General features: G+C 69.4%; 23 protein-coding genes and 1 pseudogene. 20 read left to right on the top strand and 4 right to left on the bottom strand.

What is annotated here, in order from left to right:
* From AC1DKV_RS29515 to AC1DKV_RS29505, 3 genes are all read left to right on the top strand, one after another.
* A partial coding sequence (locus AC1DKV_RS29515; protein WP_477138642.1) for an MFS transporter occupies window positions 1–374 on the top strand: 374 nt, incomplete at its 5' end.
* A gap of 198 nt (window positions 375–572) precedes the next feature.
* Complete coding sequence (locus tag AC1DKV_RS29510) at window positions 573–2147, top strand: DUF1800 domain-containing protein (RefSeq protein WP_477138641.1); 1575 nt, start codon at window positions 573–575, stop codon at window positions 2145–2147.
* 31 nt (window positions 2148–2178) lie between these two features.
* Window positions 2179–3528 carry a DUF1501 domain-containing protein gene (locus AC1DKV_RS29505; RefSeq protein WP_477138640.1) on the top strand — a complete coding sequence of 450 codons (1350 nt, stop codon included), beginning with the start codon at window positions 2179–2181 and terminating at the stop codon, window positions 3526–3528.
* A gap of 103 nt (window positions 3529–3631) precedes the next feature.
* On the opposite strand, the gene AC1DKV_RS29500 is transcribed toward AC1DKV_RS29505, so the two are convergent.
* Window positions 3632–4216: a gamma carbonic anhydrase family protein gene (locus AC1DKV_RS29500; protein ID WP_441612092.1), complete on the bottom strand. Its 585-nt coding sequence runs from the start codon at window positions 4214–4216 to the stop codon at window positions 3632–3634.
* A gap of 131 nt (window positions 4217–4347) precedes the next feature.
* Between AC1DKV_RS29500 and AC1DKV_RS29495 the strand changes: the two genes are divergently transcribed.
* The 12 genes from AC1DKV_RS29495 (at window position 4348) to AC1DKV_RS29440 (ending at window position 15572) form a co-directional block, all read left to right on the top strand.
* Window positions 4348–4896 (top strand): BON domain-containing protein, encoded by a 549-nt coding sequence (locus AC1DKV_RS29495; RefSeq protein ID WP_441612093.1) that lies wholly within the window; start codon window positions 4348–4350, stop codon window positions 4894–4896.
* An 85-nt stretch (window positions 4897–4981) separates the two neighbouring features.
* On the top strand, window positions 4982–5905 hold the full coding sequence (locus AC1DKV_RS29490; RefSeq protein WP_477138639.1) for a hypothetical protein: 924 nt from the start codon (window positions 4982–4984) through the stop codon (window positions 5903–5905).
* An 84-nt stretch (window positions 5906–5989) separates the two neighbouring features.
* Window positions 5990–6484 carry a MarR family winged helix-turn-helix transcriptional regulator gene (locus AC1DKV_RS29485; protein WP_477138638.1) on the top strand — a complete coding sequence of 165 codons (495 nt, stop codon included), beginning with the start codon at window positions 5990–5992 and terminating at the stop codon, window positions 6482–6484.
* A gap of 281 nt (window positions 6485–6765) precedes the next feature.
* Window positions 6766–7191, top strand: a complete 426-nt coding sequence (locus AC1DKV_RS29480) for an organic hydroperoxide resistance protein (protein ID WP_441612096.1) — start codon at window positions 6766–6768, stop codon at window positions 7189–7191.
* 82 nt (window positions 7192–7273) lie between these two features.
* A complete protein-coding gene (locus AC1DKV_RS29475; RefSeq protein ID WP_441612097.1) occupies window positions 7274–8188 on the top strand; it encodes a LysR substrate-binding domain-containing protein in 915 nt (304 codons plus the stop codon).
* A 151-nt stretch (window positions 8189–8339) separates the two neighbouring features.
* A complete protein-coding gene (locus AC1DKV_RS29470; RefSeq protein ID WP_477138637.1) occupies window positions 8340–8726 on the top strand; it encodes a CzcE family metal-binding protein in 387 nt (128 codons plus the stop codon).
* Window positions 8727–9089: 363 nt separating this feature from the next.
* Window positions 9090–10094 (top strand): tripartite tricarboxylate transporter substrate binding protein, encoded by a 1005-nt coding sequence (locus AC1DKV_RS29465; protein ID WP_477138636.1) that lies wholly within the window; start codon window positions 9090–9092, stop codon window positions 10092–10094.
* On the top strand, window positions 10091–10537 hold the full coding sequence (locus AC1DKV_RS29460) for a Zn-ribbon domain-containing OB-fold protein (protein WP_441612100.1): 447 nt from the start codon (window positions 10091–10093) through the stop codon (window positions 10535–10537). Before AC1DKV_RS29465 ends, AC1DKV_RS29460 begins: the two co-directional genes overlap by 4 nt.
* Window positions 10534–11706: a thiolase gene (locus AC1DKV_RS29455; protein WP_477138635.1), complete on the top strand. Its 1173-nt coding sequence runs from the start codon at window positions 10534–10536 to the stop codon at window positions 11704–11706. The genes AC1DKV_RS29460 and AC1DKV_RS29455 overlap by 4 nt, the downstream gene beginning before the upstream one ends.
* A gap of 28 nt (window positions 11707–11734) precedes the next feature.
* Entirely contained in the window at window positions 11735–13894 is a 2160-nt protein-coding gene (locus tag AC1DKV_RS29450) for a 3-hydroxyacyl-CoA dehydrogenase NAD-binding domain-containing protein (RefSeq protein WP_477138634.1), read from the top strand.
* 190 nt (window positions 13895–14084) lie between these two features.
* Window positions 14085–14465: a DUF1090 domain-containing protein gene (locus tag AC1DKV_RS29445; RefSeq protein ID WP_477138633.1), complete on the top strand. Its 381-nt coding sequence runs from the start codon at window positions 14085–14087 to the stop codon at window positions 14463–14465.
* Between the two features lie 33 nt (window positions 14466–14498).
* Window positions 14499–15572 carry an FUSC family protein gene (locus AC1DKV_RS29440; protein WP_441612104.1) on the top strand — a complete coding sequence of 358 codons (1074 nt, stop codon included), beginning with the start codon at window positions 14499–14501 and terminating at the stop codon, window positions 15570–15572.
* Window positions 15573–15585: 13 nt separating this feature from the next.
* Here the strand turns inward: AC1DKV_RS29440 and AC1DKV_RS29435 are convergent, their stop codons facing one another.
* The gene (locus AC1DKV_RS29435; RefSeq protein WP_477138632.1) at window positions 15586–16488 is read right to left on the bottom strand and encodes a LysR family transcriptional regulator; all 903 of its coding nucleotides are present in this window, start codon (window positions 16486–16488) and stop codon (window positions 15586–15588) included.
* A gap of 133 nt (window positions 16489–16621) precedes the next feature.
* On the opposite strand from AC1DKV_RS29435, the gene AC1DKV_RS29430 reads away from it, so the two are divergent.
* The 5 genes from AC1DKV_RS29430 (at window position 16622) to AC1DKV_RS29410 (ending at window position 21918) form a co-directional block, all read left to right on the top strand.
* Window positions 16622–17617 (top strand): hydroxyacid dehydrogenase, encoded by a 996-nt coding sequence (locus tag AC1DKV_RS29430; RefSeq protein WP_477138631.1) that lies wholly within the window; start codon window positions 16622–16624, stop codon window positions 17615–17617.
* A gap of 49 nt (window positions 17618–17666) precedes the next feature.
* Window positions 17667–18371 (top strand): RraA family protein, encoded by a 705-nt coding sequence (locus AC1DKV_RS29425; RefSeq protein ID WP_477138630.1) that lies wholly within the window; start codon window positions 17667–17669, stop codon window positions 18369–18371.
* Between the two features lie 50 nt (window positions 18372–18421).
* Window positions 18422–19396: a Bug family tripartite tricarboxylate transporter substrate binding protein gene (locus AC1DKV_RS29420; RefSeq protein WP_477138629.1), complete on the top strand. Its 975-nt coding sequence runs from the start codon at window positions 18422–18424 to the stop codon at window positions 19394–19396.
* A 60-nt stretch (window positions 19397–19456) separates the two neighbouring features.
* Complete coding sequence (locus AC1DKV_RS29415; protein WP_477138628.1) at window positions 19457–20671, top strand: SMP-30/gluconolactonase/LRE family protein; 1215 nt, start codon at window positions 19457–19459, stop codon at window positions 20669–20671.
* Between the two features lie 131 nt (window positions 20672–20802).
* On the top strand, window positions 20803–21918 hold the full coding sequence (locus tag AC1DKV_RS29410) for an NAD(P)/FAD-dependent oxidoreductase (RefSeq protein ID WP_441612110.1): 1116 nt from the start codon (window positions 20803–20805) through the stop codon (window positions 21916–21918).
* Window positions 21919–21980: 62 nt separating this feature from the next.
* Here the strand turns inward: AC1DKV_RS29410 and AC1DKV_RS29405 are convergent.
* Together AC1DKV_RS29405 and AC1DKV_RS29400 are read right to left on the bottom strand one after the other, a co-directional pair.
* Window positions 21981–22772: pseudogene (locus AC1DKV_RS29405) on the bottom strand (enoyl-CoA hydratase); the annotation flags it as partial.
* Window positions 22773–22781: 9 nt separating this feature from the next.
* A complete protein-coding gene (locus AC1DKV_RS29400; protein WP_477138627.1) occupies window positions 22782–23753 on the bottom strand; it encodes a Bug family tripartite tricarboxylate transporter substrate binding protein in 972 nt (323 codons plus the stop codon).
* Between the last annotated feature and the right edge of the window lie 35 nt (window positions 23754–23788).

Here is a 23788-nt window from a genome sequence, read left to right as displayed (position 1 = left end):
GGCTGGGCCAGCGCACCACCGGCGTGGCGCTGGTGCTGCTGCTGGCATGCTGGCTGCCGCTGGCCTTCGCGCCGCGGTCGCTGTGGCTGCTGGTGGCCGGCGTGATCGTGCTCGACCTGGCCGGGCAGGCCATCCATGTCACCAACCAGAGCCTGGTGTTCCGCGCGCGGCCCGAGGCCCATGGCCGCCTGGTGGGCTGCTATATGCTCTTCTATGCGCTGGGCAGCGGCGCTGGCGCGATCGCCTCGACCCACGCCTACGCACACGCCGGGTGGAGCGGCGTGTGCATGCTGGGCGCGGGCATCAGCGCGGCGGCGCTGGCGTTCTGGCTGCTGACGCTGGCGGCCATGCMGCMCGAAGCCGGCAGGCCCTGACGCAAGCCGGGTGGCGCGCGGGTTGGCGCGGCAATTGGCGGCCGGTGCTTTCGTTTTCCTTGCGGATGCCGGCGCGTTGCCGGCGCGTTGCCGGCATGACTTCGGGTAAATCGCGTATCGGCTGCGTCAACCAAAGTACGCCTCCTTGCGTAAGAGCGGTGTCACCCATGCCCTCGTGCGAGACGAGACAGGACCGCCATGCCCTTTCGCTTTCCACGCCTGACGACAGCCTGGTTCCTGGGCGCGGCCGCCGCGCTGCTGGGCGCCTGCGCGCAAGTCGGCATGCCTGACGGCGGCACCCCCGGCGCCGCGCTCGGGCCCGCCGACCTGCACTGGCTCAACAGCGTCACTTTCGGCGCCGACCAGGCCGGCATCGACCGCTTGCGCAAGCTCGGCCGCGAGCGCTATCTCGACGAACAGCTCAAGGCGCCCGCCGCCGACAGCGGCGAACTCGCCGCCACCATCGGCGCGCTGGGCATTTCCCAGCAAAGCGGCGAGCAGCGCCTGCGCAGCGTGCGTGCCKAGCAGCAGCGCATCAACACGCTCACCKACGAAGACGACAAGCAAAAGGCGCGCGACGCGCTCAACCGCACCGGCAACGAGGTGGTGCTCGACACCGGGCGCCGCCACCTGCTGCGCGCGCTGTACTCGCCGGCGCAATTGCGCGAGCAGATGACGTGGTTCTGGATGAATCACTTCAGCGTGTACTCGGGCAAGGGCGCGGTGCGCTGGGTGCTGGCAGACTACGAGGACAAGGCCATCCKAGCGCGTGCGCTCGGCAGGTTCCGCGACCTGCTGATGGCCACCGTGACCGCGCCGGCCATGCTGGAGTACCTGGACAACGCGCAGAGCGCCGCCGGCCGCATCAACGAGAACTACGCGCGCGAACTGATGGAGCTGCATACGCTGGGCGTGTCCGGCGGGGCCAGCGGTTCGCGCTACACGCAGCAGGACGTGCAGGAACTGGCGCGCGTGCTGACCGGGCTCGGCATCAATGCCACCGGCCAGCCGCCCGGGCTGGCGCCGCAGAGGCAGGCGCAATACCTTGCCGACGGCGTGTTCGAGTTCAATCCCGGCCGGCATGACTTCGGCGCCAAGACCCTGCTCGGCCATCGCATCGAGCCCTCCGGCTTCCACGAGGTGGAGCAGGCCGTGGATATCCTCAGCCGCGAGCCGGCCACGGCGCGCTTCGTCTGCGCCAAGATCGCCGCGCATTTCGTCGGCGACACGCCGGCGCCGGCGCTGGTCGAGCGCATGGCGGCCACCTTCGCGCAACGCGACGGCGATATCGCCGCCGTGCTGCGCACGCTGTTCCTGTCGCCCGAGTTCAACGCCGCGCTGGCGTCCGGCCCGCGCAAGTTCAAGGACCCGATGCAGTTCGTGGCGTCGTCGCTGCGGCTGGCCTACGATGGCCGCATGGTGGCGAACCTGCGCCCGGCCGTCGGCTGGCTCAACCAGCTTGGCGAGCCGCTCTACGGCCGCGTCACGCCGGACGGTTTTCCCGCCGCGCAGGGCGCCTGGGCCAGCTCGGGGCAGATGATCAAGCGCTTCGAGATCGCGCGCGCGATCGGATCCGGCCAGGCCGGCCTGTTCTCGAAGGACGACGGCAAGCCCGCCGGGCGCACCGGTTTCCCCCAACTGGGCAACCGCATCTACTACGACAGCATCGAAGCCACGCTCGGCTCCGCCACGCGCACGGCCATGACGCAGGCGGCGTCGCAGGCGGAATGGAACACCATCCTGCTGTCATCGCCCGAATGGATGCAGCCGTGATATCCGCGAGTGCCTGAACAAGGAGCGTCCCATGCAACGACGTGAATGGCTCAAGCGTGCCGGCATGGCCGGCCTCGCCACGCTGGCCCCCGGCATCGCCTCGCGCGCCTACGCGCTGCCGCAGCAGGCCGAGGCGCGCTTCCTGCTGGTGTTCCTGCGCGGCGGCTACGATGCCACCAATGTGCTGGTGCCGGCCGGCAGCGATTTCTACTATGCCGCGCGGCCCGGCATCGCCATCGCCCGCCCGCCCGGGCAAGGCATGCCGGCCGATCCGCGTGCGGCCTTGTCGCTGGCGGCGGCCTTCGACGGCGGCGGCAGGGGCATCGACACCTGGGCGCTGCATCCCGCGCTCAGGGACAGCATGCTGCCGCTGTGGCAGAGCCAGCAGCTTGCCTTCGTGCCGTTCGCCGGCACCGATGATCTCTCGCGCAGCCACTTCGAAACGCAGGATGGCATGGAGGCGGGCCTGCCGCAGCCCGGCGGCAAGGGCGTGCGTATCGACGCATCGCTGCGCGGCACGGGCTTCCTCAACCGGCTGGCCGTGGCCATGGGCGGGCGCGCCGCGCCGGTGGCTTTCACCGATGGCTTGCCGGTGGTGCTCGGCGGCTCGCTCGGCGTGCCCAATGTCTCGCTCAAAGGCACCGGACGCACGCCCTTCGATGAACGCCAGGCGCGCGTGCTGGCGCAGATGTACCGCGGCACGCGTTTCGAGTCGCTGATCGACGAGGGTTTCGAGCTGCGCCAGACCGTGGCGCAGGAGGCCGAGGCCATGCAGCACCGCGACAGCATGCAGAGCGCCGGCATGGCGGCGCAGGGCGACGCCGACCCAGCCACGGCCGGGCGCATGCAGGAKATGCAGGCCGCCAGCCGCCGCGCGCTCAGCGCCAGGGGCTTCGAGCTGGAAGCGCGCCGCATGGCAGGCCTGATGCGCGAGCGCTTCAACCTGGGCTTCATCGATGTGGGCGGCTGGGATACGCACGTCAACCAGGGCGGCGCGCAAGGGCAGATGGCCAGCCTGCTCGACAACCTCGGACGCGGCATTGCCGGTTTTGCCGGGGAGATGGGCCCGGCATGGAGCAAGACCACGCTGGTGGTGGTATCCGAGTTCGGCCGCACCTTTCGCGAGAACGGCACGCGTGGCACCGACCATGGCCACGGCACGGTGTACTGGGTGGCCGGCGGCACGGTGCGCGGCGGGCGCATTGCGGGCGAGCAGGTGGCGGTGGAGCAGCGCACGCTGAACCAGAACCGGGACTGGCCGGTGCTCAACGAATACCGCGCGGTGCTCGGCGGCATCTTCAGGCGTCTCTACGGGCTGGACGATGCGCGCCTGGCGCAGGTGTTTCCCGGCACGCGCGCGCTGGACATCGGGCTGGTCTAGCGATTGCGGGAGCCGGGGCCCGATCCCCCGCGAACGCGAATCGCCCCCCGGTTCGCACCGCTTGGCCGATCTGGACGCGCTGCGCCGCCGGTACGAGCGGATGTCAGTCGCCTGGCGCCGCCAGTTCCGCCCGCAGCTTTTCCATCTCCCGCGTCACCTCTGCGGTAAATGCCGGACCGTCCCACGCGCGGTAGTTCTGCTGCGCGTAGGCCAGCGCGTTCTTGTAGTACAGGAAGGCGTTGAGGCGGTTGCGCACGTAGTTGTTCTGCGTGCGCGTGACCTTGCCGGGGCTGCCCATCACGATGGAGTTGGGCGGGATCACGGTGCCTTCCTTGAGGAAGGCATGGCCGGCGACGATGCTGTTGTCCCCGATCACGCAGCCGTCCATGATGGTCGCGTTGATGCCGATCAGGCAGTTGTCGCCGATCGTGCAGCCGTGGATGGTGCAGTGATGGGTGATGGAGCAATGGCTGCCGATGATGGTCGGCGTACGGTCGCCGACATGCAGCATGGCGAAGTCCTGGATGTTGGTGTACGCGCCGATCACGATTTCCGTGTGCTCGGCGCGCGCGGCCGCGTTGATCCAGATCGAGGCGTTCTCATGCACCGTGATCTTGCCGTAGAGGTAGGCCGATTCGTGCACGTAAGCGCTCGGGTGCAGGCTCACGTCCGGTCCGATCACTGCCATCGCTGTCTCCTTGGGGTTATGGTTGGCATCGGCCGATTGTAAGCGCCCCGCCTGGCCGCGCGGGCAGCCTTCATCTCGCCCCGCGCAGCGCCTATGCTGGGCGCAGGTCACCGCGATTTCCGGAGCCCGCCATGCCTGAGCCGCTCTTGCCTGCCGCCGCCAATGCCGTGTCGGTCGTGTTCGCCTGCGCCGTGCTTGCGGCCGCGCCTGCCGGCGCCGCCGACGCCAGCGCCGCTGCCGGCCGCTATCAGAACCGCGACAACGATCCGTTCTTCCAGGTCTCCGCGAAGATCGCCAATTGCCCCGAGCCGCTGGGCCCGCGCGTGGACGAGGCCGAATGGCTGCGCGATTCGCACCACCGCATCGAGCACGGCAACCACTGCTGGCTGGAGGGGCGCTGCCGCCTGCCCAGTGCCTACCAGTACGACCGGGAGATTGCCGAAGGCGCGCGGCGGCGCCTGCAGGCGATATCGACCGCCATGCCGGGCTGGCGGGATTCGACGCTGTGGTTCACGGTGCGGCAGCGCTGGCTGCTGGTGCAGGGCTGCGTGGGACGCGGGTTCGCGCGCGAGGACTTCTTCAAGGCGCTGCGCGAGGTGGCTGACGTGGAACGCGTGATCGACCAGACCACGGCGGACCCGGCGCGCGGGGTGCCGTATCCCGTTTTCGGCGGGCCCTAGTTGTGCGGCCCGCGCAGCAGTGCTACCTTGCGTGCAGACCGGCGGCAGGTGCCGCCATAGCCCGCTTGCCCGCTTGCGATACGACATGACTGTTCACCCCCACCGGCCGGCGCCCGCCAGCGGAAGGCCTGGCGCATTGCGACTGGCGTGCCTGTCGGCGCTGCTGCTGTGCGGCACCCCGCAGGCCGCGCAGGCACAGGCGCCCGTGCCGGCCGATGCGGCGGCAATACCCGCCGCCGCAACCCCCGCCGAGCCGCCGCCGCGCGCGCCCGGCACCATCTGCGACACCGACTGGTTCCAGTCCGGCGCGCGCACGCAGATGGAGGCCAGCGGCGACATGCCGATGTCCATCACCATGGTCATCCGGCATCCGGTACGAACCGAGACCGGCTGCAGCGCCTGGCTGTCGATCCACTCGAAATCGGCGCTGGCAGCCATGATGGGCCCGCCCGTGGTGATGGATCAGGTGCACCGCATGAACTTCGACCGCGACGCCAGCGGCACCGGCKGCTCGGTGAGCAGCCAGCGCGCCACCATCAACGCGCAGGCGCGCTATACCAGGCTGTTCGGCGAAGCTTCGTTCCAGGGCCACGGCGTGCTCAGCTATGCCGGGCTGACCGTGCGCGAGGGCATCGTTCTGCCGGGCCAGACGCTCACCTCCAGCCTCGACCTGGAGATCCACAGCCTGGCCACCGGCGAGTTCGTCACCACCATCCGCGCACCGGCGGCCTCTGTGACCATCGGCGAGCGGCGCGTCGGGCGCGCGCGGTCCATCGAGACCATGATGGGCCGCCGCCAGTGCATGCCGATCACTTATCAGAAGCGCAGCGCGCTCGGACCGCTGATGATGGGCGACGACGTGATCCAGACGGAACCCGCCGTCATGGAAATCACCGACTGGTACTGCCCGACGGAGGCGTTCGTGATGCGCACCGAGGTGCGCCAGAAGGGCAAGGTCGAGCGGATCGACACCACTGCGCTCGGCGACCAGGGCGAGGATCCTCCCTGAGGCCTGCGCATGCCGTTGCGGCAACATCTTGTGCCGGTAAAAAATAGCTTGCAATTAAATCGCGCACAATCTAAATTACGGCCCATGGACACGAAACGCACCTCCMGGAACAAGCAGGCAGCGCCCGGCGCCGGCATCGACAGCGCCTCCTCGCTGTTGCTGGACCACCAGTTCTGCTTTTCCGTGTATGCCACTTCGCTGGCCCTGAACAAGCTTTACCGCAAGTTGCTGGCACCGCTGGGCCTGACGTATCCGCAATACCTMGTGATGATGGTGTTGTGGGAGGCCGATGGCCTGACTGTGTCGGATATCGGCGCGCGCCTGCATCTGGATTCGGCCACGCTGACGCCGCTGCTCAAGCGCATGGAGGCCCAGCAACTGCTGCGCCGCGAGCGCGCCGTGGAGGACGAGCGTCAGGTCATCGTCACGCTGACCGCGCAGGGGCGCGCGCTGCGCCAGCAGGCGGAGGCCGTGCCGCGCGCGGTCTTGTGCGCGGCGGATTGCKGCATTGACGAGATCGTGTCGGTCAAGGCGGAACTGGACAAGCTGCGCGGGCGGTTCGCCGACGCGGGCGGCTGAAGCGGAACAAGGCGCGGCCGCACGGGCGGCATGTGCGTGATCCGTGTGATCCGTGTGATCCGTGTGATCCGTGTGATCCGTGTGATCCGTGCGATTCGTGCGATTGGTTCGAGTCGCGGGTCAAATGAATAGTGTGCTATTTAATAGATCGCGATGCAAAATGCAACGCGAGGAGCAGGCAGCAGCAAAGTCGCAAAGCCGGAAACACGCAGTAGGCAGCAACCCCAAAAAGGCTCCATGAGCCGGCATTTCCACTCTCATCACCAAACCGGAGAATCAACATGTCGATCGAACAAGTCCTCTATCGTGCCAGCGCCACCGCCACCGGAGGCCGCGACGGCCGCGCGGTGTCTTCCGACAACGTGCTCGACGTCAAGCTGGCCACCCCGCGCGAGCTGGGCGGCGCAGGCGGTGCCGGCACCAACCCCGAGCAACTCTTCGCCGCCGGCTACTCGGCTTGCTTCATTGGCGCAATGAAGTTTGTCGCCGCGCGCGACAAGATCGCGCTGCCCGCCGATACCAGCATCACCGGCCAGGTCGGCATCGGCCCCATCCCCAATGGCTTCGGCATCGAGGTGGAGCTGACCATCGCGCTGCCCGGCATGGACCGTGCCGCCGCGCAGTCGCTGGTGGACAAGGCCCACATCGTCTGCCCGTACTCGAACGCCACGCGCGGCAATATCGACGTGCGCCTCACGCTGGCCTGAGGCAGGCAGCGGGGTTGTTCTAGAATCGTGGCGCGGCCTTGCCGGATGGCGGGCCGCGCCACGAAAACAGAACGGAGACACCTTGCGCTACGAATTGACCGACCTGCGCCTGTTCCAGGCCATCGCCGAAGCGCAGAACCTGTCCAACGGGGCATCTGCCGTCCATATCACCGCCTCCGCCGCCAGCTATCGCCTGAAGAACCTCGAGCATGCGATGGGCACGCCGCTGTTCGTGCGCAACGCGCGCGGCATGGAGCTCACGCCCGCCGGCGAGACGCTGCTGACCCATGTGCGCGAACTGCTGCAGGGCGTGGAGCGCATGCACGGCGAAGTGGGGCGCTTCTCGGCGGGGTTGAAAGGCCATATCCGGCTGCTGGCCAACAGCAGCTCGCTCAACGGCTTCATCATTCCCAGCGTCAGCCGCTTCCTGGCGGGCAACCCTGACGTCAACATCGATCTCGAAGAGCGCGCCAGCCAGGCCATACCTTCCGCGGTGGCGGCGCAGGAAGCCGACATCGGCATTCTCGCGGGCGACATCGACGCGCGCGGCGTGCGCATCGAACGCTATGCCGTGGACGAGTTGATCCTGGCCGTGCCCGCGGACCATCCGCTCGCCAGGCAGGACGAACTGCGCTTCGGCGCGGCGCTGGATTTCGATTTTGTCTGCATGAGCCGCGCCAGCAGCAACTTCCTGTTCCTGCGCGACATGGCGCAGCGCGCCGGCAAGAGCCCCAACGTGCGCCTGCACGCACACAGCTTCGAGGCCGCGCTATCGCTGGTGGAGGCCGGCGTTGGCGTGGCGCTGGTGCCGCGCAGCGTCGCCGCGCAGGCCTTGCGCGAAGCCCGCGTGGCGGGCGTGCGGCTGGCCGAGCCGTGGGCGCGCCGCGAACTGAACCTGATCGTGCGCGCGGACCGCAAGCTGCCGTCCTTCACTGCCGCCTTCGTGCAGTTCCTGCTCGATGACCCGCGGGTGGCCGCCACGCGCGAGCGTGTTTGAGCCGGGCGCATGGCCGATGCGCCCGTGGCAGCCTGCGGTCATGAAAAAAACGACTTGATATTTAGCTTATATATCATTTTTAGAATGCCATGGGCATGGCTACACTTTCCTCGTGTACCCAGGACGACACGGGTAGGCACAAGGAAAAGCAATGATCACGAAGCAAAAGCTGGCCGCCGCGCTGGCTCTCTCCCTCCTCAGCATGTCGCCGGCGTGGAGCGCCGGCATCCCCGCATCCGCCTCTGCGCCAGCCACCGCGCCCACCGCCATTGCCAGCCGGGTCGCGGCCTTGTTCGGCAGCCCCGCCGAGTTGCGTACCACCACCCGCACCGTGACGCTGACGCCGGGCATGAACTACATCGAGGTCGCCTCGGGCGAGTCGGTGGCCTTCCGCGCCGGCGACAAGACGGTTGGCTGGACCTTCCTGCAGGCGATCGGGGGCACCTSGCTCGACCTCAGCCTGATCGCTCCCGAACTGGYGCAAGCCAGGGGCATCCGCGTGTACGTGGGCGCCAGCGAAATCTTCAAGGGAGGCTGAAGACGGCGGCGCGCCATGCGCCGCAAGCCTGTTCCCCGCCTCGCCCCGGCCCGTCAGGGCCGGGCACCCGCGCCATCCAGCMTGCCCGCAGGCGACCGATGGCCGCCCGCCGATAGCACCCGCCGATAGCCCCCATCGATAGCCCCCATCGATAGCCCGCGACAGCGCCTCGCGATGGCGCGCATTTCCCGCGGCACCAGGGCAGCGTTCCAATTCCGCGAACCGCCGGTTCGAATTTTTCGGATGGCCTGACGCGCGCGGCCAAAAATATACTGGCCCCCAGCCTCAGGCTGTCGGTKGCGGATCCTTCGTCTCGCGACGGTCCTTCGGCGACATACAAAAACGAACGATCCGGAGACCGCCATGAATTCCATCCAGGGCCGCGTGCGCCTGCCCGTCTTGTGTTGCAGTGTCCTTGCTTGCCTCCTGGCCGCCGGCCACGCGCACGCGCAACCGGCCAAGGCCGACGCCTATCCGGCCAAGCCGGTCACCATCGTGGTGGCATTCGCGCCCGGCGGCATGACGGATATCGTGGGGCGGCTGCTGGCGGCGGAATTGTCGCAGGCGTTCAAGCAGAGCTTCGTGGTGGAGAACCGCCCCGGCGCGGCCGGGCAGGTCGCGACCGAGTACGTGGCACGCAGGCCCAATGACGGCTACACGCTGCTGCTCAGCGCCACGGGCCATGTGATCGGGCCGGCGGTGCAGAAGAGCGTGCGCTACCAGCCGGTGAAGGATTTCGAGCCGATCGCCCTGATCGCCAAGGCGCCGAACATGCTGGTCGTGAATCCTTCGGTGCCGGCCAGGACCTTGCCGGAGTTCATCAAGTGGGCCAGGGCGCAGCCGAGCGTGCCGTACGGGTCCGCCGGCGTGGGCGGCTCCACCCACCTGGCCGGCKAACTGTTCCGGCAAGTGGCKGGCGTGCCGCTGGTGCATGTGCCGTACAAGGGCGCATCGCCCTCCACCAACGACGTGGTGGCCGGGCAGATCCCGATGGTGTTCCAGGATTCCATGAGCGTGTCCGCCTTCATTGCCGCCGGCAAGCTGCGGCCCCTTGCGGTCACCAGCGCCGAGCGCAGCAAGCTGTTCCCCGACCTGCCCGCCATCGCCGAAGCGGGCTTCAAGAACTACGACCTCTACACCTGGCTCGGCCTGTACGCGCCTGCCGGCACCGCGCCGGAGATCGTGGCGCGCCTGAACCACGAGGCCAACCGCATCATGGGCTCGCCCGAGATGGCCGCCAAGCTGCGCAAGCAGAGCGCCGAGCCCGGCGGCACGCTGGACCCGGCGGCATTCCGCCAGTACGTGGAGGCCGAAGTGGCCAAGTGGCAGCGCACGGTACAGGTCACGGGCGTGAAGGTGGACGAATGACGCCGGCGGAAAACACCAATCGCGCAGCGAATGCCCTGCGTGACGATCCGAATGGCCCCGGCGCCCCTGCAAGCGAGGCGGCCCAGGGCGCGGACGCCTTCTATTTCGGCAAGCTGGCCCAGGGCAGCTTTGTCATTCCCCGCTGCGAGGACTGCCGCCGCTGGCATTTCTTCCCGCGCGTGCTGTGCCCGCACTGCGGCTCGGACGCGCTGGCCTGGCACGCGCCCGCAGGCAGCGGCACGGTCTATTCCACCACCACGGTGCGCCGGCCGGAAGGCGACTACAACGTCAGCCTGGTCGATCTCGACGAAGGGCCGCGCATGATGAGCCGGGTTGCCGGCGTTGCGCCGGATGCCGTCAGGATCGGCTTGCGCGTGCAGGCGCGCGTCGCGCAGGAGGCGGCCGGGCCGCTGCTGGAGTTCATTCCCATGGAGTCGCAATGACGGGCAGCACACAAGCGAAGCGGCGCGGCGCCATCGCCATTCTCGGCACCGGGCTGGCGGGCATGGGCCACGCCGGCGGCCGCACCGAGCAGGAGATCATCGCGCAGGCGGCGCGCGCGGCGGTGACAGCCAGCGGCCTGCGCATGCGGGATATCGACGGCATCATCACCTCCAGCCTGACATCGCCCTGGTGGGTGATGCGCATGGCCGAGTATCTCGGCATCCGGCCGCGCTTCTCCGACAGCACCATGTTCGGCGGCTCCTCCTTCATCGCCGACCTGAACGTCGCGGCGATGGCCATCGAAGCCGGCCAGTGCGACAACGTGCTGATCTGCTACGGCAGCACGCCGCGCAGCGTGCCGAGCAGCTCGCGCATCAACCAGATGCGCGCCGAGCTGGACCCGCAGCCCTACGAGCATCCGTACAAGCCCTTCAACCCGGCGAGCAGCTACGCGCTGGCGGCGGCGCGCCACATGCACCAGTACGGCACCACGCGCACCCAGCTGGMGGAGGTGGCGGTGGCCGCGCGCAAGTGGGCCCGGCTCAACCCGGATGCCTTCTCGCGCGGGCCGCTGAGCGTGGACGACGTGATCAGCGCCAAAATGATTTCCGACCCGCTCACGGTGCGCGATTGCTGCCTGGTCACCGACGGCGCGGGGGCTTTCGTGGTCGCGCGCGCCGACCGCGCGCGCGGCCTGCATGCCAGCCCGGTCTACGTGCTCGGCTGCGGCCATGCGCACTGGCACCGCCAGATCTCCTGCATKGATGACCTGACCGTGACCCCGGCCGCGGCATCGGGGCGCACCGCCTTCGCCGAAGCCGGGCTGACGCCGGCCGATATCGACGTGGTGGAACTGTACGACGCCTTCACCATCAACCCGATCCTGTTCCTGGAGGACCTCGGCTTCTGCGCCAAGGGCGAGGGAGGCGCCTTCGTTTCCGGCGGGCGCATCGAGCCGGGCGGGGCCTTGCCGATGAACACCAACGGCGGCGGGCTGTCCTGCACGCACCCGGGCATGTACAGCATCTTCCTKGTGATCGAGGCAGTCACGCAACTGCGCCGCGAAGCCGGTGCCCGCCAGGTGCGGGACGCCGAGGTCGCCCTGGTCCATGGCAATGGCGGCGTGCTGTCGAGCCAGGCCACGGCCATTCTTTCCACCGCCCTCTGATCTCTCCCTGGGTCTTTCCGAGCCTGACATGACTTCGCATTCCGCCGGTACCACAGCCCCCGCCGTCCTTGCCCCGAGCCCGGACTTCCTCGCCCTGACCCCCGCCGTGCGCTACGGGCGCCATGGCCGCGTGGCGGTATTGCTGATCGACAACCCGCCGGTCAATGGCCTGGGCGACACCGTGCGGCGCGGGCTGTTCGAGGGCCTCGGCATGGCCGCGCAGGACGAAGCCGTCRCGGCGGTGGTCATCCTCGGGGCCGGCAAGGTCTTCTGCGGCGGCGCCGATATCCGCCAGTTCAACACGCCTGCCGCCGCGGCACGGCCCACACTGCGCGAGGTCATCGCGCGCATCGAGGCGTGCGCCAAGCCGGTGGTGGCGGCCATCCACGGCGTGGCGCTGGGTGGGGGCATGGAGCTTGCCCTCGGCTGCCACTACCGCATCGCCACCGCCGATGCCAGCCTGGGCCTGCCCGAAGTCAACCTCGGCCTGGTGCCGGGCGGCGGCGGCACGCAGCGGCTGCCGCGCCTGATCGGCGTGGCCGCGGCGCTGGCGCTGATCCAGTCCGGCCAGCCGGTGCGCGGCGACAAGGCCGTGGCGCTGGGCATGGCCGACGCACTGATCGCGGGCGAGCCCCTGCCTGCCGCCGTGGCGTTTGCCGGGCGCGTGGCGGGTTTGCCGGGCGCCCATCTCGTGATCTCGCGCAAGCCGTGCGCCGATGCCGCGGGCGTGGACTTTGCCGCGTGCCTGGCGGCGGTGAGCCCCAGGGCGCGCAATGCACGGGCGCAGCGCGCCGCCATCGCCTGCGTGGAGGCGGCGGCGCGCTTGCCGGTGGAAGCGGGGCTGGATGCGGAACGCGCGCATTTCGACGAACTGGTGGCGGGGCAGGAATCGAAGGCGCTGCGCCATCTGTTCTTTGCCGAGCGCACGGCGCCCAAGGTCGCCGCCCTGCCTGCCGGAGTCGCCCCGCGCGTGGTGGCGCGCGTGGGCATCCTGGGGGCCGGCACCATGGGCGCGGGTATCGCCATGGCCTTCGCCAACGCCGGCTTCCCGGTGGTCCTGTGCGAGCAGCAGCAGGCCGCGCTGGAGCGCGGGCTGGCACTGATCCGCCACAACTACGGGGTCAGCGCCGCCAGGGGCAAGCTCACGGAGCAGGAGGTCGCGCAGCGCATGGCGCTGATCACGCCAACGCTCGCCGACACGGACCTGGCGCATGCCGACCTGGTCATCGAKGCCGTGTTCGAGGACATGGCCGTCAAGCAGGCCGTGTTCAGCCGGCTCGATGCCATCTGCAAGCCGGGCGCGATCCTGGCCACCAATACCTCCCGCCTGAAYATCGATGTCATCGCGGTGGCCACCGCGCGCCCGCAGGACGTGATCGGGCTGCACTTCTTCAGCCCGGCCAACGTGATGAAGCTGCTGGAGGTGGTGCAGGGCAAGCGCACCGCGCCAGAGGTGATCGCTGCCTGCATGACGCTGGCCCGGGCGGTCGGGAAGATTCCAGTGCTGGTGGGCGTATGCGAGGGCTTCGTCGGCAACCGCATGCTCACGCCATACTGGCGCGAAGCCGGCTTCCTGCTGGAGGAAGGTGCTTCGCCGCAGCAGGTGGACGGCGCGCTCACGCGCTTCGGCATGGCCATGGGCCCGCTGGCCATGGCGGACCTGGCCGGCATGGATATCAACTGGGCCACGCGCAAGCGGCTGGCGCCCGCGCGGCCCGCGCACTTGCGCTATTCCAGCGTGGCCGACCGCATCTGCGAGATGGGCCGCTTTGGCCAGAAGACCGCTGCCGGCTACTATCGCTACGAACCGGGCAGCCGCGTGCCGCTGCCCGATCCGGTGGTCGACGAGATCATTCGTGGCTGCGCCGCCGAGGCCGGCATCCGGCGCCGCGATATCAGCGACGAGGAGATCGTGGAGCGCTGCATGCTGGCGCTGGTCAACGAAGGCGCGCGCATCCTGGAGGAGGGAATCGCGCGCTGCGCGGCGGATATCGACGTGGTCTACGTGCACGGCTACGGCTTCCCGGCATGGCGCGGTGGCCCGATGTTCCATGCGCAGTCCGCCGGCCTGGCGCCGACGCTGGAGAAGATCCGCGCGCTCGAGGCCGCCCATGGCGCGCACTGGGCGCCGGCACCCTTGCTGGCAAGGCTGGTAGCGCAGGAACAGCGTGCGTTCGACGCCGGCTGACGGCCTGCCGCGGCGATACCGCGCCCATACCGCGCCCATACCGCGCCGCGCCTGGCTGCTGACCGATCCCCGCGGCCGGGAGCGCTGGCGCGTGCGCGGCGCCGGCCTTCGGTGGCCGGGTTGCCTTCCCGCGCAAGGCGCGCGACACTAGCAGGCATCTTGCTGGTTCATCGTCGTCCGGGGAGACACAATGCAGCGCGCCGCCATGACCGTGGTCCTCTGCCTGTTCGCAGGCATCGCCTCAGCGCAGTCCACCGGCGAGTCGTGCCGGGACAAGATGCAGCGCATCAGCCGCCAGATCGACGCCGCGCGGGCGCATGGCAACCAGGAGCAGCTCGCCGGGCTGGAAACGGCGCTGGCGCAGACCAGGAAGCACTGCACCGACGCCGCGCAGGAACACAAGCACMAGCAGAAGATCGCCCGGCTGCGCGCCAAGGTAGGCGAGCGGGAGGCTGACCTGCAGAAGGCCCAGGACAACCACAGCAGCGCATMCAAGATCGCCTCGCGCCAGCGCAAGCTCGACGATGCGCGCGCGGAGCTGGCCCGCGCCGAGGCGCCCGGTGCGCATTGATCCGCGGCGCGCGGGCCGTTGCCGCGTGCCGGCATKACGGCGTCGCCGCTGCACTCGCGCCTGCCGCCGCCGCTGCGCCGGCTGCTGCGCCCCTTGCTCGATCCGGCCAGGCGCTACCGCCATGCCCGCCTGATCCACGCGGTGCGCGTGGCGCTCGGGCTGCTGGCGTCCATCGTGCTGACCACCGGCATGCGCATCCCGCACGGCGAGTGGGCATCGATCACCCTGCTGGTGGTCATCGGTGGCCTGCAGCACCACGGCAATATCCGCCGCAAGGCGGCTGAGCGCGCCCTCGGCACGCTGATCGGCGCGGCCGGGGGGCTGGCGATMATCGTGCAGCAATCCTATTTCCACATGCCGGTGCTCAGCTATGCGCTGATCGTGATCGCCTGCTCCGTCTGCGCGTATCACGCGATCGGCAAGGGCGGCTATGTCGCGCTGCTGTCGGCCATCACCATTTTCATCGTCGCCGGCCACGGCGAGAACGCCGTCGCCGACGGCCTGTGGCGCGCGGGCGATGTGCTGATCGGCATCGCGGTGGCGCTGCTGTTCTCCTTTGCCTTGCCGCTGCATGCCACCTATACCTGGCGCTACCAGCTGGCCGAGGTGCTGCGCAGCTGCGCGCGCATGCATGGCGCCATCGCCACGGATGCATGCCTGGACCAGGCCGCCCTGCAACGTGCGATGGTCCTGCAGGGCGGCTTGCTGGTGCAGCTGCGCTCGCTGATGCCATCGGTGGCCAAGGAGACCAGGATGCCGATGGCACAGCTGGAGTCGATCCAGCATGCGCTGCGGGTGTGCATCAGCCTGCTCGAGGTGCTGGCGGCGGTCCGCCCGCCGCTGGACGGGGGCGCCGATGACGCGGCCGCGGTCCGGCGCCAGCTGCGCGCGCGGGCGCGGCGCATGCAAGCCATGCTGATCGGGATGGCGCGTGCCCTGGCCTACGGGGTGACCGGGCGGCTGGAGGCGCGGGGCAAGGCCGTGCGCGAAGCGCCGGAAGCAGCGGGCCCGTGGGCGGGCTATATGTCGCTGAACTCGCGGCTGGAGCAGGAGTTTGCGTTGCTCAGGGACGCGCTGGCGGCGGACGCGGACAAATGGAATATCTGAGCGCGGCCGGCGCTCAGTCCACCTGGTCKAACAGCAGCTTCCCGTGCTCGTGCAGCAGTCCCACCAGCCGGTCCGCCACCGGAGAGAGCGCGATGTCCTTGCGGTAGGTGATGCCGAAATTGCGCACCAGCGTGGCAGCCCCCAGCCTGACTTCGACGAGGTCGCCGCCGCTGGCGCGCAGGGTGCGCCGGGAGACGAAGGTCAGCAGCTCGGTGTCCGCCACCACGCGCGGAATCAACGGAATCGAGTTGGTTTCGATCTGCACCACGGGCCGCGGCAGGCTGCGCGATTCCAGCGCATGGTCGAGCCAGGCACGGCTTGCCACGGCCCGGTTCGGCAGCGCCCACCGGTAGCCGGTCAGCGACTCGGGCACCGGCTTGCGGATCCGGAAGATCGGATGCCCCTTGACCGCCGCGACCACCACGGTGTCTTCGAGCAAGGTCTCGCAGTGGAACTCGTCTTCCTGTTCGGGAACGAAGCCGAGCACCACGTCGAGCCGGCCTTCGCGCAATTCGTCGCGCAATTCGTAGTTGTTGCGAATGGTCAGTTGCAGCACCACGTCGGGGGCCTGGCCGAGCAGCATCTTGCAGATGCGCGGCAGCAGGTACTCCGCGCCCAGCGGCCCGCTGCCCAGCCTCACCGTGCCGGCCACGCCACGGGCGATGGCGCCCACCTCGTCGCGCAGCAGGTCCGCTTCCTGCAGCAGGGAGGCCGCGCGGGCGCGCAGCGCGATGCCGGCGGCGCTCAGCTTCTGGCCGMGGCCCTCACGCTCGAACAGCGCCGCCMCAAGGGACGATTCGAGCCGGTCGACGGCCTTGGTCAGGGTTGGCTGGCTGCGATGCACCAGCTCGGCGGCGCGGCGGAAATTGCCGGCATTGGCCACGGCAAGAAAGTACTTCAGGTCGCGCAGATCCATCTCGGCACCTCGGTTGCAGCCGCGGGGGCGATACCCCAACTGATTACTTTTATTTAACAAACGACAAAAATTATAAGCTGGACGGCATCGGTCTGCGGGACAAGAATTCAGCATCGATCCAACGTTCGCTGCCATGTCCTACACCATCCTTGTCACCGCAACCCGTCTCGCACCCGCCGGCGTGCGCCTGCTGGAGGCCGCAGATGCCCGCGTGCACTACCTGGCCAATGCCGACGATGCAGGCGAGGTCGAACGCTTGCTCGCCAGTCTTCCCGTCGACGCCGTCATCTCCCGCACCGTCACGCTCGGCAGGGCTGCCATCCGTTCCTGTCCCACGCTCAAGGTGATCTCCAAGCATGGCGTCGGCGTCAGCAATATCGACGTCGATGCCGCCACGGAGCTGGGCATCCCGGTCTATGTCACGCCCGGCGCCAACGCGCAGTCCGTCGCGGAGCTGACGCTTGGCCTGATGTTCGCCGCGGCGCGTCGCCTCGCGTGGATGGACCGCGAGCTGCACGCCGGCCGCTGGTCGCGTGCGCAGGACGGGATGGAGCTGCACGGCCGCACCATCGGCCTGGTCGGGTTTGGCCAGGTCGCGCAGCGGGTCGCCCGCGTGTGCCTGGCGCTCGGCATGCAGGTCGCTACCTTCGATCCGGGCCTGGTCCGGGGCCCGCTTCCTGTCGGCGACGTGGTGCGCTGCGAGGCGCTCGATGCGCTGCTCGACATCAGCGACGTGGTGAGCCTGCACGTTCCCCTGAACCGCCACACGCGCAATATGCTCGGCGCGCCGCAGTTCTCCCGCATGAAGCGCGGCGGCATTCTCATCAATACCGCGCGTGGCGAAGTCGTCGACGAAGCGGCGCTGGTCCACGCGCTGCGCGGCGKCCAGCTCCATGCGGCCGGGCTGGACACCATGGCCGTCGAGCCGTTGCCCGCCGACAGCGCGCTGCTGACGCTCGACAACGTGGTGCTCACGCCCCACGTGGGCGGCTCCACGCCGGCGGCGCTGGCCGCGATGGCCAGTGAAGCGGCGCGCAATGTACTCGGCTTCCTGCAGGGCACCCCGCCGCCGATCCACGCCTGCGTCAACCCGGGCGCGCTCGACCCGCAAGACCTGCTTTCCGCATGAGGCCGCCGCCTCTGCCAATCCCCACGCAATGCATTCCAAGGAGACCCCGATGAACGCCGAACAGAACCCCACGCCGTCATGGCCGGCCGGATACCGCATCAACCCGGTTGCCKATGGCCCCGCGCCCGCGCTCGTCGCGGCCTTCCGCGAGATGCCGGTGGCAGCCATCGGCGATGCCATGAGCCGCCATATCGGCACCATCGGCCTGCGCCCCTATCACCGGCGCCCGGAGACTGTGCTGTGCGGCCCMGCCGTGACCGTGCGCGTGCGCCCCGGCGACAACCTGATGATCCACAAGGCCCTGATGATKGTCCGGCCGGGCGACGTGCTCGTCATCGACGGCGGCGCGGATGTGACGCAGGCGCTGGTCGGCGGCCTGATGCGCACCACCTGCCTGGCAAAGAAGCTCGGCGGACTGGTCATCGACGGCGCGATCCGCGATGTCCTCGAATGGGCAGAGGACGGCATGCCGGTCTTCGCGCGCGGCAACACGCATCGCGGCCCGAGCAAGGACGGCCCCGGCGAAATCAACGTGCCGGTCTCGTGCGCGGGCATGGCGGTCATGCCGGGCGACCTGATCGTGGGCGACGCGGACGGCGTGATTGCCGTGCCGGCGGCGCAGGCCGCCGACATCCTGCTGCGCACGCGTGCCCACCTGGAGAAGGAGGCGAAGATCCGCGCCGGCAATGCCGCCGGTACGTCGGACCCCGAGCGCTTCGACGCCACCTTGCGCGCCAAGGGCTTGCCGGTCTGAAGGCAGTCCGCCCCCGCAGAGGGGCGCATCCAACACAAGCGGAGACACTCATGCAACGCCGTCGATTTCTTCAAGCAGGCGCCGCGGTCGCGCTGGCCGCCGCGGGCCTGGCTCGCGCGCAAGGCCCCTGGCCGCAGAAGCCCCTTCGCCTGGTGGTGCCGTTCCCGCCGGGCGKCGGCACCGATGCCACTTCGCGCCTGATCGCCGAGAAGCTGACCGTGCTGGAGCGCTGGACCCTGGTGGTCGACAACAAGCCCGGCGCCGGCGGCAACATCGGACTGGACGCGGTCGCCAAGGCGGCAGCCGATGGCTACACGATCGGCATGGGCCAGGCGGCCAACCTCGCCATCAATCCGGCGCTCTATCCGAAGATGCCCTTCGACCCGCTCAAGGACTTCACGCCCATCGTCGGCGTGGCGGCGCAGCCCGTGGTMCTGGTGGTGCGCCAGGACTCGCCGCTGCGCACGCTGGCCGATTTCGTCAAGGCCGCGAAGGCGCGCAATGGCGAGATGGGCGTTGCCCAGGCCGGCAACGGCACGGTCGGGCATCTTGCCGGGGAGATGCTGGCACGGCGCGCCGGGGTGCGGGTCCTGCAGGTGCCATACAAGGGGGCGGGCCCCGCCATGACCGACCTGCTCGGCGGGCAGGTGGACGCGTACTTCGGCAATACCGTGTCGGTGATGCCGCAGCTGCTGGCAGGCAAGATCCGCGCGATCGCGGTCACCTCCGCGCAGCGCCTGCCTGCGCTGCCGTCGGCTCCCACGATCGCCGAGCAGGGCTTCGCCGGCTTCGAGGCGACCACATGGCTGGGGCTGGTCGGCCCCTCGGGCCTGCCGGCCGAAATCACCGCAAGGCTTTCCGCGTCGACCATCAAGGTGCTGGCACGCCCCGATGTGCAGCAGAAGCTGGCGCAGGAGGGCAGCATCGCCACGCCCACCACGTCGTCGCAGTTCGCCGCCCATATCCGCGCGGAACACGCCAAATGGGGCGCGCTGATCCGCGAGGCACAGATCAAGCTCACCTGAAGCGGATGCCGGCGACACGGCACCACAAGGCAATTGAAGAAGCCAGAAAGGAGACAGACCATGCAACGCACACACGCCAACGCACCGACGCCGCAGCGCCACGCGCCTGCCCGCATCGGCGCCGCCCTGCGCCGGTTCTTGCTGGGCGCGATGCTCGCCGGTCCGGTATTCKGCGCCGCGGCCGCGACGGATCCGATGCCCACCGCGCAGGACCCGCGGCTGGTCGAGGTGGCCAGCTCGGACCGCGTCGTCAACGCCGTGGCGACCACGCCGGATGGCCGCCTGTTCGTGTCGATGCCGCAGGTGGAGGGACCCGGCGCGCAGGTCGCGGAGCTGAAGGACGGCAAGTTCCTGCCCTACCCGAACCTGGAATGGAGCCTGTGGAAGGACGCCGCGGATCCCCGCACTACGCTGCTGCACGTCAACACGGTGCGCATCGGCCCCGACGGCGACCTGTGGGTGGTGGACGCCGGCGGCCCGCGCGTAGGCGGCAAGGCCGTGCCCGGGGCCGCGAAGATCGTGCAGATCGACGTCGGGACCAACCGCATCCGCCGCATCTACCAGGCCGACCCCGCCGTGGTCCGCGAATACAGCTACTTCAACGACATCCGCTTCAACGGCAACACGGCTTATATCAGCGATGCCGCCGCCATCCATCCCGCCGTCGTCGTGCTGGACCTGGCCAGCGGCAAAATGCACCGCACGCTGGAAGATCATCCGTCCACCGTGGCCGCGCACGCGATGATCGCGGACGGCGGGCGCGTGATCACGCTGAAGGACCCGATCCCGGACAGCACCGGCAAGCCTACCAGCAGCAAGTACGTCAACATCGACCAGCTCGAAGTCAGCCCCGACGGCAAGTGGCTGTACTTCCAGCCGATCGGMGGCCCGCTGGCACGGGTGCCGACCGCGCTGCTCGACGATCCGGGCGCGCCCAAGGCGGCCGTTGYCGCGGCCGTGGAAAAGGTGGCCGACACATKGATGGCGGCGGGCAGCGCGATCGATGCCGCCGGCAACATCTATATGTCGAAGGTCACCAACCGCAGCGTGATGAAGATCGCGCCGGACGGCACGGTTTCCACGCTGGTCGCGGACCCGCGGCTGACCTGGATCGATGCCATGTGGGTTTCCAACGACGGTGACCTCTACATGCCGGCGGCCCAGCTCGACCGCACCTCGGCGAACCTGGCGGGCGCCCCGGCGCAGATCACGTATCCGGTGAAGATCTACCGCCTGGCCATCCGGCAGAAGCCGGCCGGCAACGACCACAAATAGCAAGCCGCCGGACTRCGGACTGCAGATTGCAGACAGCAGATTGCAGGCAGCGGCATGGCGGCCCGGCGCGAGATGCACCATGCGCGCGCCGGGCCGAAGCACCGAAGCACCGAAGCAGGAGATCCCTATCCATGGACAGAATCGATTGCGCCGTCATCGGCGCCGGCGTGGCGGGCCTCGCCATCGCCAGGGCCCTGGCGGCCGCGGGGCGTGAGGTCGTCATCCTCGAAGCGGAGGCGGCCTTTGGCACCCACACCAGCGCGCGCAACTCGGAAGTCATTCACGCYGGCATCTCGTATGCGCCCGGATCGCTCAAGGGGCGGCTCTGCGTGGCCGGCAAGGCCGCGCTCTACGCGTATTGCCGCGAGCGCGGCATCGGGCATCGGCAGATCGGCAAGCTGATCGTCGCGGTGGAGCCGCAGGACCTGGGCGAACTGCCGAAGTACGTGGAGCTCGGCCGCGCGCAAGGCGTGACCGACCTGCGCATCATCGGGGCCAGCGAGGCGCGCGACCTKGAAGCGGAAGTCCGCTGCGCCGGCGCATTGCTGTCACCCTCGACCGGCATTGTCGACAGCCATGGGCTGATGCTCTCGTACCTGGGCGATGCGCAGGGCGACGGCGCCGCGCTGGCGCTCAACAGCCCCGTGCAGGGCGGCGAAAGCACGCGCGACGGCATCGTGTTGCGGGTGGGCGGCGCCGAGCCGATGGAGGTGCTGTGCAGCACGGTGATCAATGCCGCCGGGCTCGGCGCCCAGCGCGTTGCCGCCGCCATCGCGCAGATGCCTGCGGAGCGGATTCCCCGCCTGTACTACGCCATCGGTCATTACTTCACGCTGGCGGGCAGGTCGCCGTTCCGGCGCCTGGTCTATCCCACGGGCAGGGAGGGCGCGCTGCGCGCCCATGTCACGCTCGACCTGGGCGGCCAGTGCAAGTTCGGYCCTGACCTCGACTGGCGCGACGGGGTGGACTACCGCTTCGACGAGAGCCGCAAGCCGCGCTTCCTGGAGGCCGTGCGCCACTACTACCCGGGCCTGCGCGACGAGGACCTGCAGCCCGGCTACACGGGCATCCGTGCGCGCCTGGCAGGGCCCGGCTCGTCCATGCACAACACCGCGACGGACTTCGTCATCCAGGACGCATCGGCGCACGGCGTCCGCGGGCTGGTCAACCTGTTCGGCATCGAGTCCCCCGGGCTGACCGCCTCGCTGGCGCTMGGCGACCATGTCCGGGAGCTGGCGGGCGCGTGACGGGGGCCTGGCCACCGTGGTGCCGGCAGGCCGGCCCCGCGCGCATATGTTGGCGCTGCCYACCGCTTGCGCTGCAGGAATTCGTTMATGAAGCGCTGCGGCTCCCCGGTATCGAAGGCGCTGCCGAACTCGCCCACGCTGTCGTTGATGGAGACATCCAGCGGGGCGTCTTCCCATGCGCGCAGCAGGCGCTTCTGCTGGCGCACCGCGGTCGGACCGAAGCTGGCAAGCAGCGAGGCGACGCGCTGCACTTCAGCATCCAGCTCCGCCAGCGGCACGACCTTGCTGACCAGGCCCCAGGCCAGGGCTTCCTTCGCATCCKATATCTCGCCGGTCAGCAGCATCCATGCGGCGCGCGCGTTGCCGATCAGGCGCGGCATGAGGGCGGCGTGGATCACCGAGGGGATGCCCACCTTGACCTCGGGCATGCCGAGCTGGGCGTTGTCCGCGGCGATGCGGATATCGCAGGCCAGCGCCAGCTCCAGGCCGCCGCCCAGGCACCAGCCCGGCATGCGGGCGATCACGGGCGCGGGAAAGTGCCGCAGCGCGTCGCACAGGCCGCGCAGGCCGCTGATGAAGGCCTCGCCGCTGGCGCGCGTCAGGCTGGCCATTTCCTTGATGTCGGCGCCGCCGATAAAGCCTTTTTCTCCCGCGCCCTGCACGATCAGCACGCGGATATCGGCGCGGCCGGCGAGCGTGCCGACGGCTTGCGTGAGCGCCGCGATCACCGGCGTGCCGAGGATGTTCAGCGAGCCGGCTTCGCGGATGGTGAGGGTGGCGATGCCGCGCTCGTCGACCTCGACGCCGGCGTGCTTGCCGGTGGTCTTGTCYTGGGTGGTGTCTGTCTGTGTCATGGGTCCGGCTTACTGGAGTTTGGTGAAATGGATCTCTTCGACGACCTTTTTCCAGTGCGCGTTCTGGCCGCGGATCAGGTCGCCGAAGGCCTTGCGGGTCATCGGGCTGGGGATGGCGCCCTGTTTTTCGATGGCGGTGACGACTTCCGGATCGGCCAGCACGCGGCGCACCGCGTCGTTAAGCTGGTCCAGGATCGGCGCGGGCGTGCCCGCGGGCGCGCCGAGGCCGAACCACGACGGGTTGTTCATCGCCGGCAGCCCGGCCTCGGCATAGGTCGGCACATTGGGCAGCGCCTTGAGGCGCTGCTTTGCCGCCACCGCCAGCGGGCGCAGGCGGCCGCCCTGGATCAGGCTGGAAGAGGAAGGGATGTTGTCGAACACCACCTGGATCTGTCCCGCCACCGCATCGTTGAGCGCGGGGCCCAGGCCCTTGTAGGGCACGTGGAGCATCGTGGTGCCGGTCTCGTTCATGAACAGCTCGCCGTTCATGTGGCTCAGGCCGCCGTTGCCGGAGGAGCCGAACGAGTATTTGCCCGGGTTGGCCTTGAGCAGCCTGACGAAGGCGKGCAGGTCGGCGGCCGGGAAGGCGGGATTGACCACCAGCACGTTGGGCACGTCGGCCAGGTTGCTGATGGGGTCGAAGTCCCTGACCGGATCGTAGGCGTTCTTCGCGTACACATTGGGATTGACCGCGTGCGAGCTTTCCACCTCCATCACCAGGGTATAGCCGTCCGCCGCTTGCTTGGCGGCGTAGGCGCTGCCTACCGCGCCGCCTGCGCCGGGACGGTTTTCCACCACCACGGGCTGCCTGAGCACGGCGCCGAGGCGGGTGCCGACGATGCGCGCGATGATGTCGGTGGTGCCGCCGGCGGCGTAGGGCACGATCAGCTTGACGGGCTTGTCGGGATACGTGGAGGCGCCGGCGCCGCTGGCGAGGGCAAGGCCGCCGACCAGGGTGGCGGCGAGGATATGTGTGTTCAAGCGTTGTCTCCGGATAAGGGTGTGTCTTGGTGTTG

The sequence above is a fragment of the Cupriavidus sp. 05T41 genome, assembly GCF_056396525.1.
This window is presented reverse-complemented; position numbering and strand designations above follow the sequence as displayed.

Bases quoted from the DNA above. Each gene is read 5' to 3' on its own strand.
- AC1DKV_RS29500 (WP_441612092.1), bottom strand. From the start codon at position 4,216: ATGGCAGTGATCGGACCGGACGTGAGCCTGCACCCGAGCGCTTACGTG.
- AC1DKV_RS29495 (WP_441612093.1), top strand. From the start codon at position 4,348: ATGCCTGAGCCGCTCTTGCCTGCCGCCGCCAATGCCGTGTCGGTCGTG.
- AC1DKV_RS29480 (WP_441612096.1), top strand. From the start codon at position 6,766: ATGTCGATCGAACAAGTCCTCTATCGTGCCAGCGCCACCGCCACCGGA.
- AC1DKV_RS29460 (WP_441612100.1), top strand. From the start codon at position 10,091: ATGACGCCGGCGGAAAACACCAATCGCGCAGCGAATGCCCTGCGTGAC.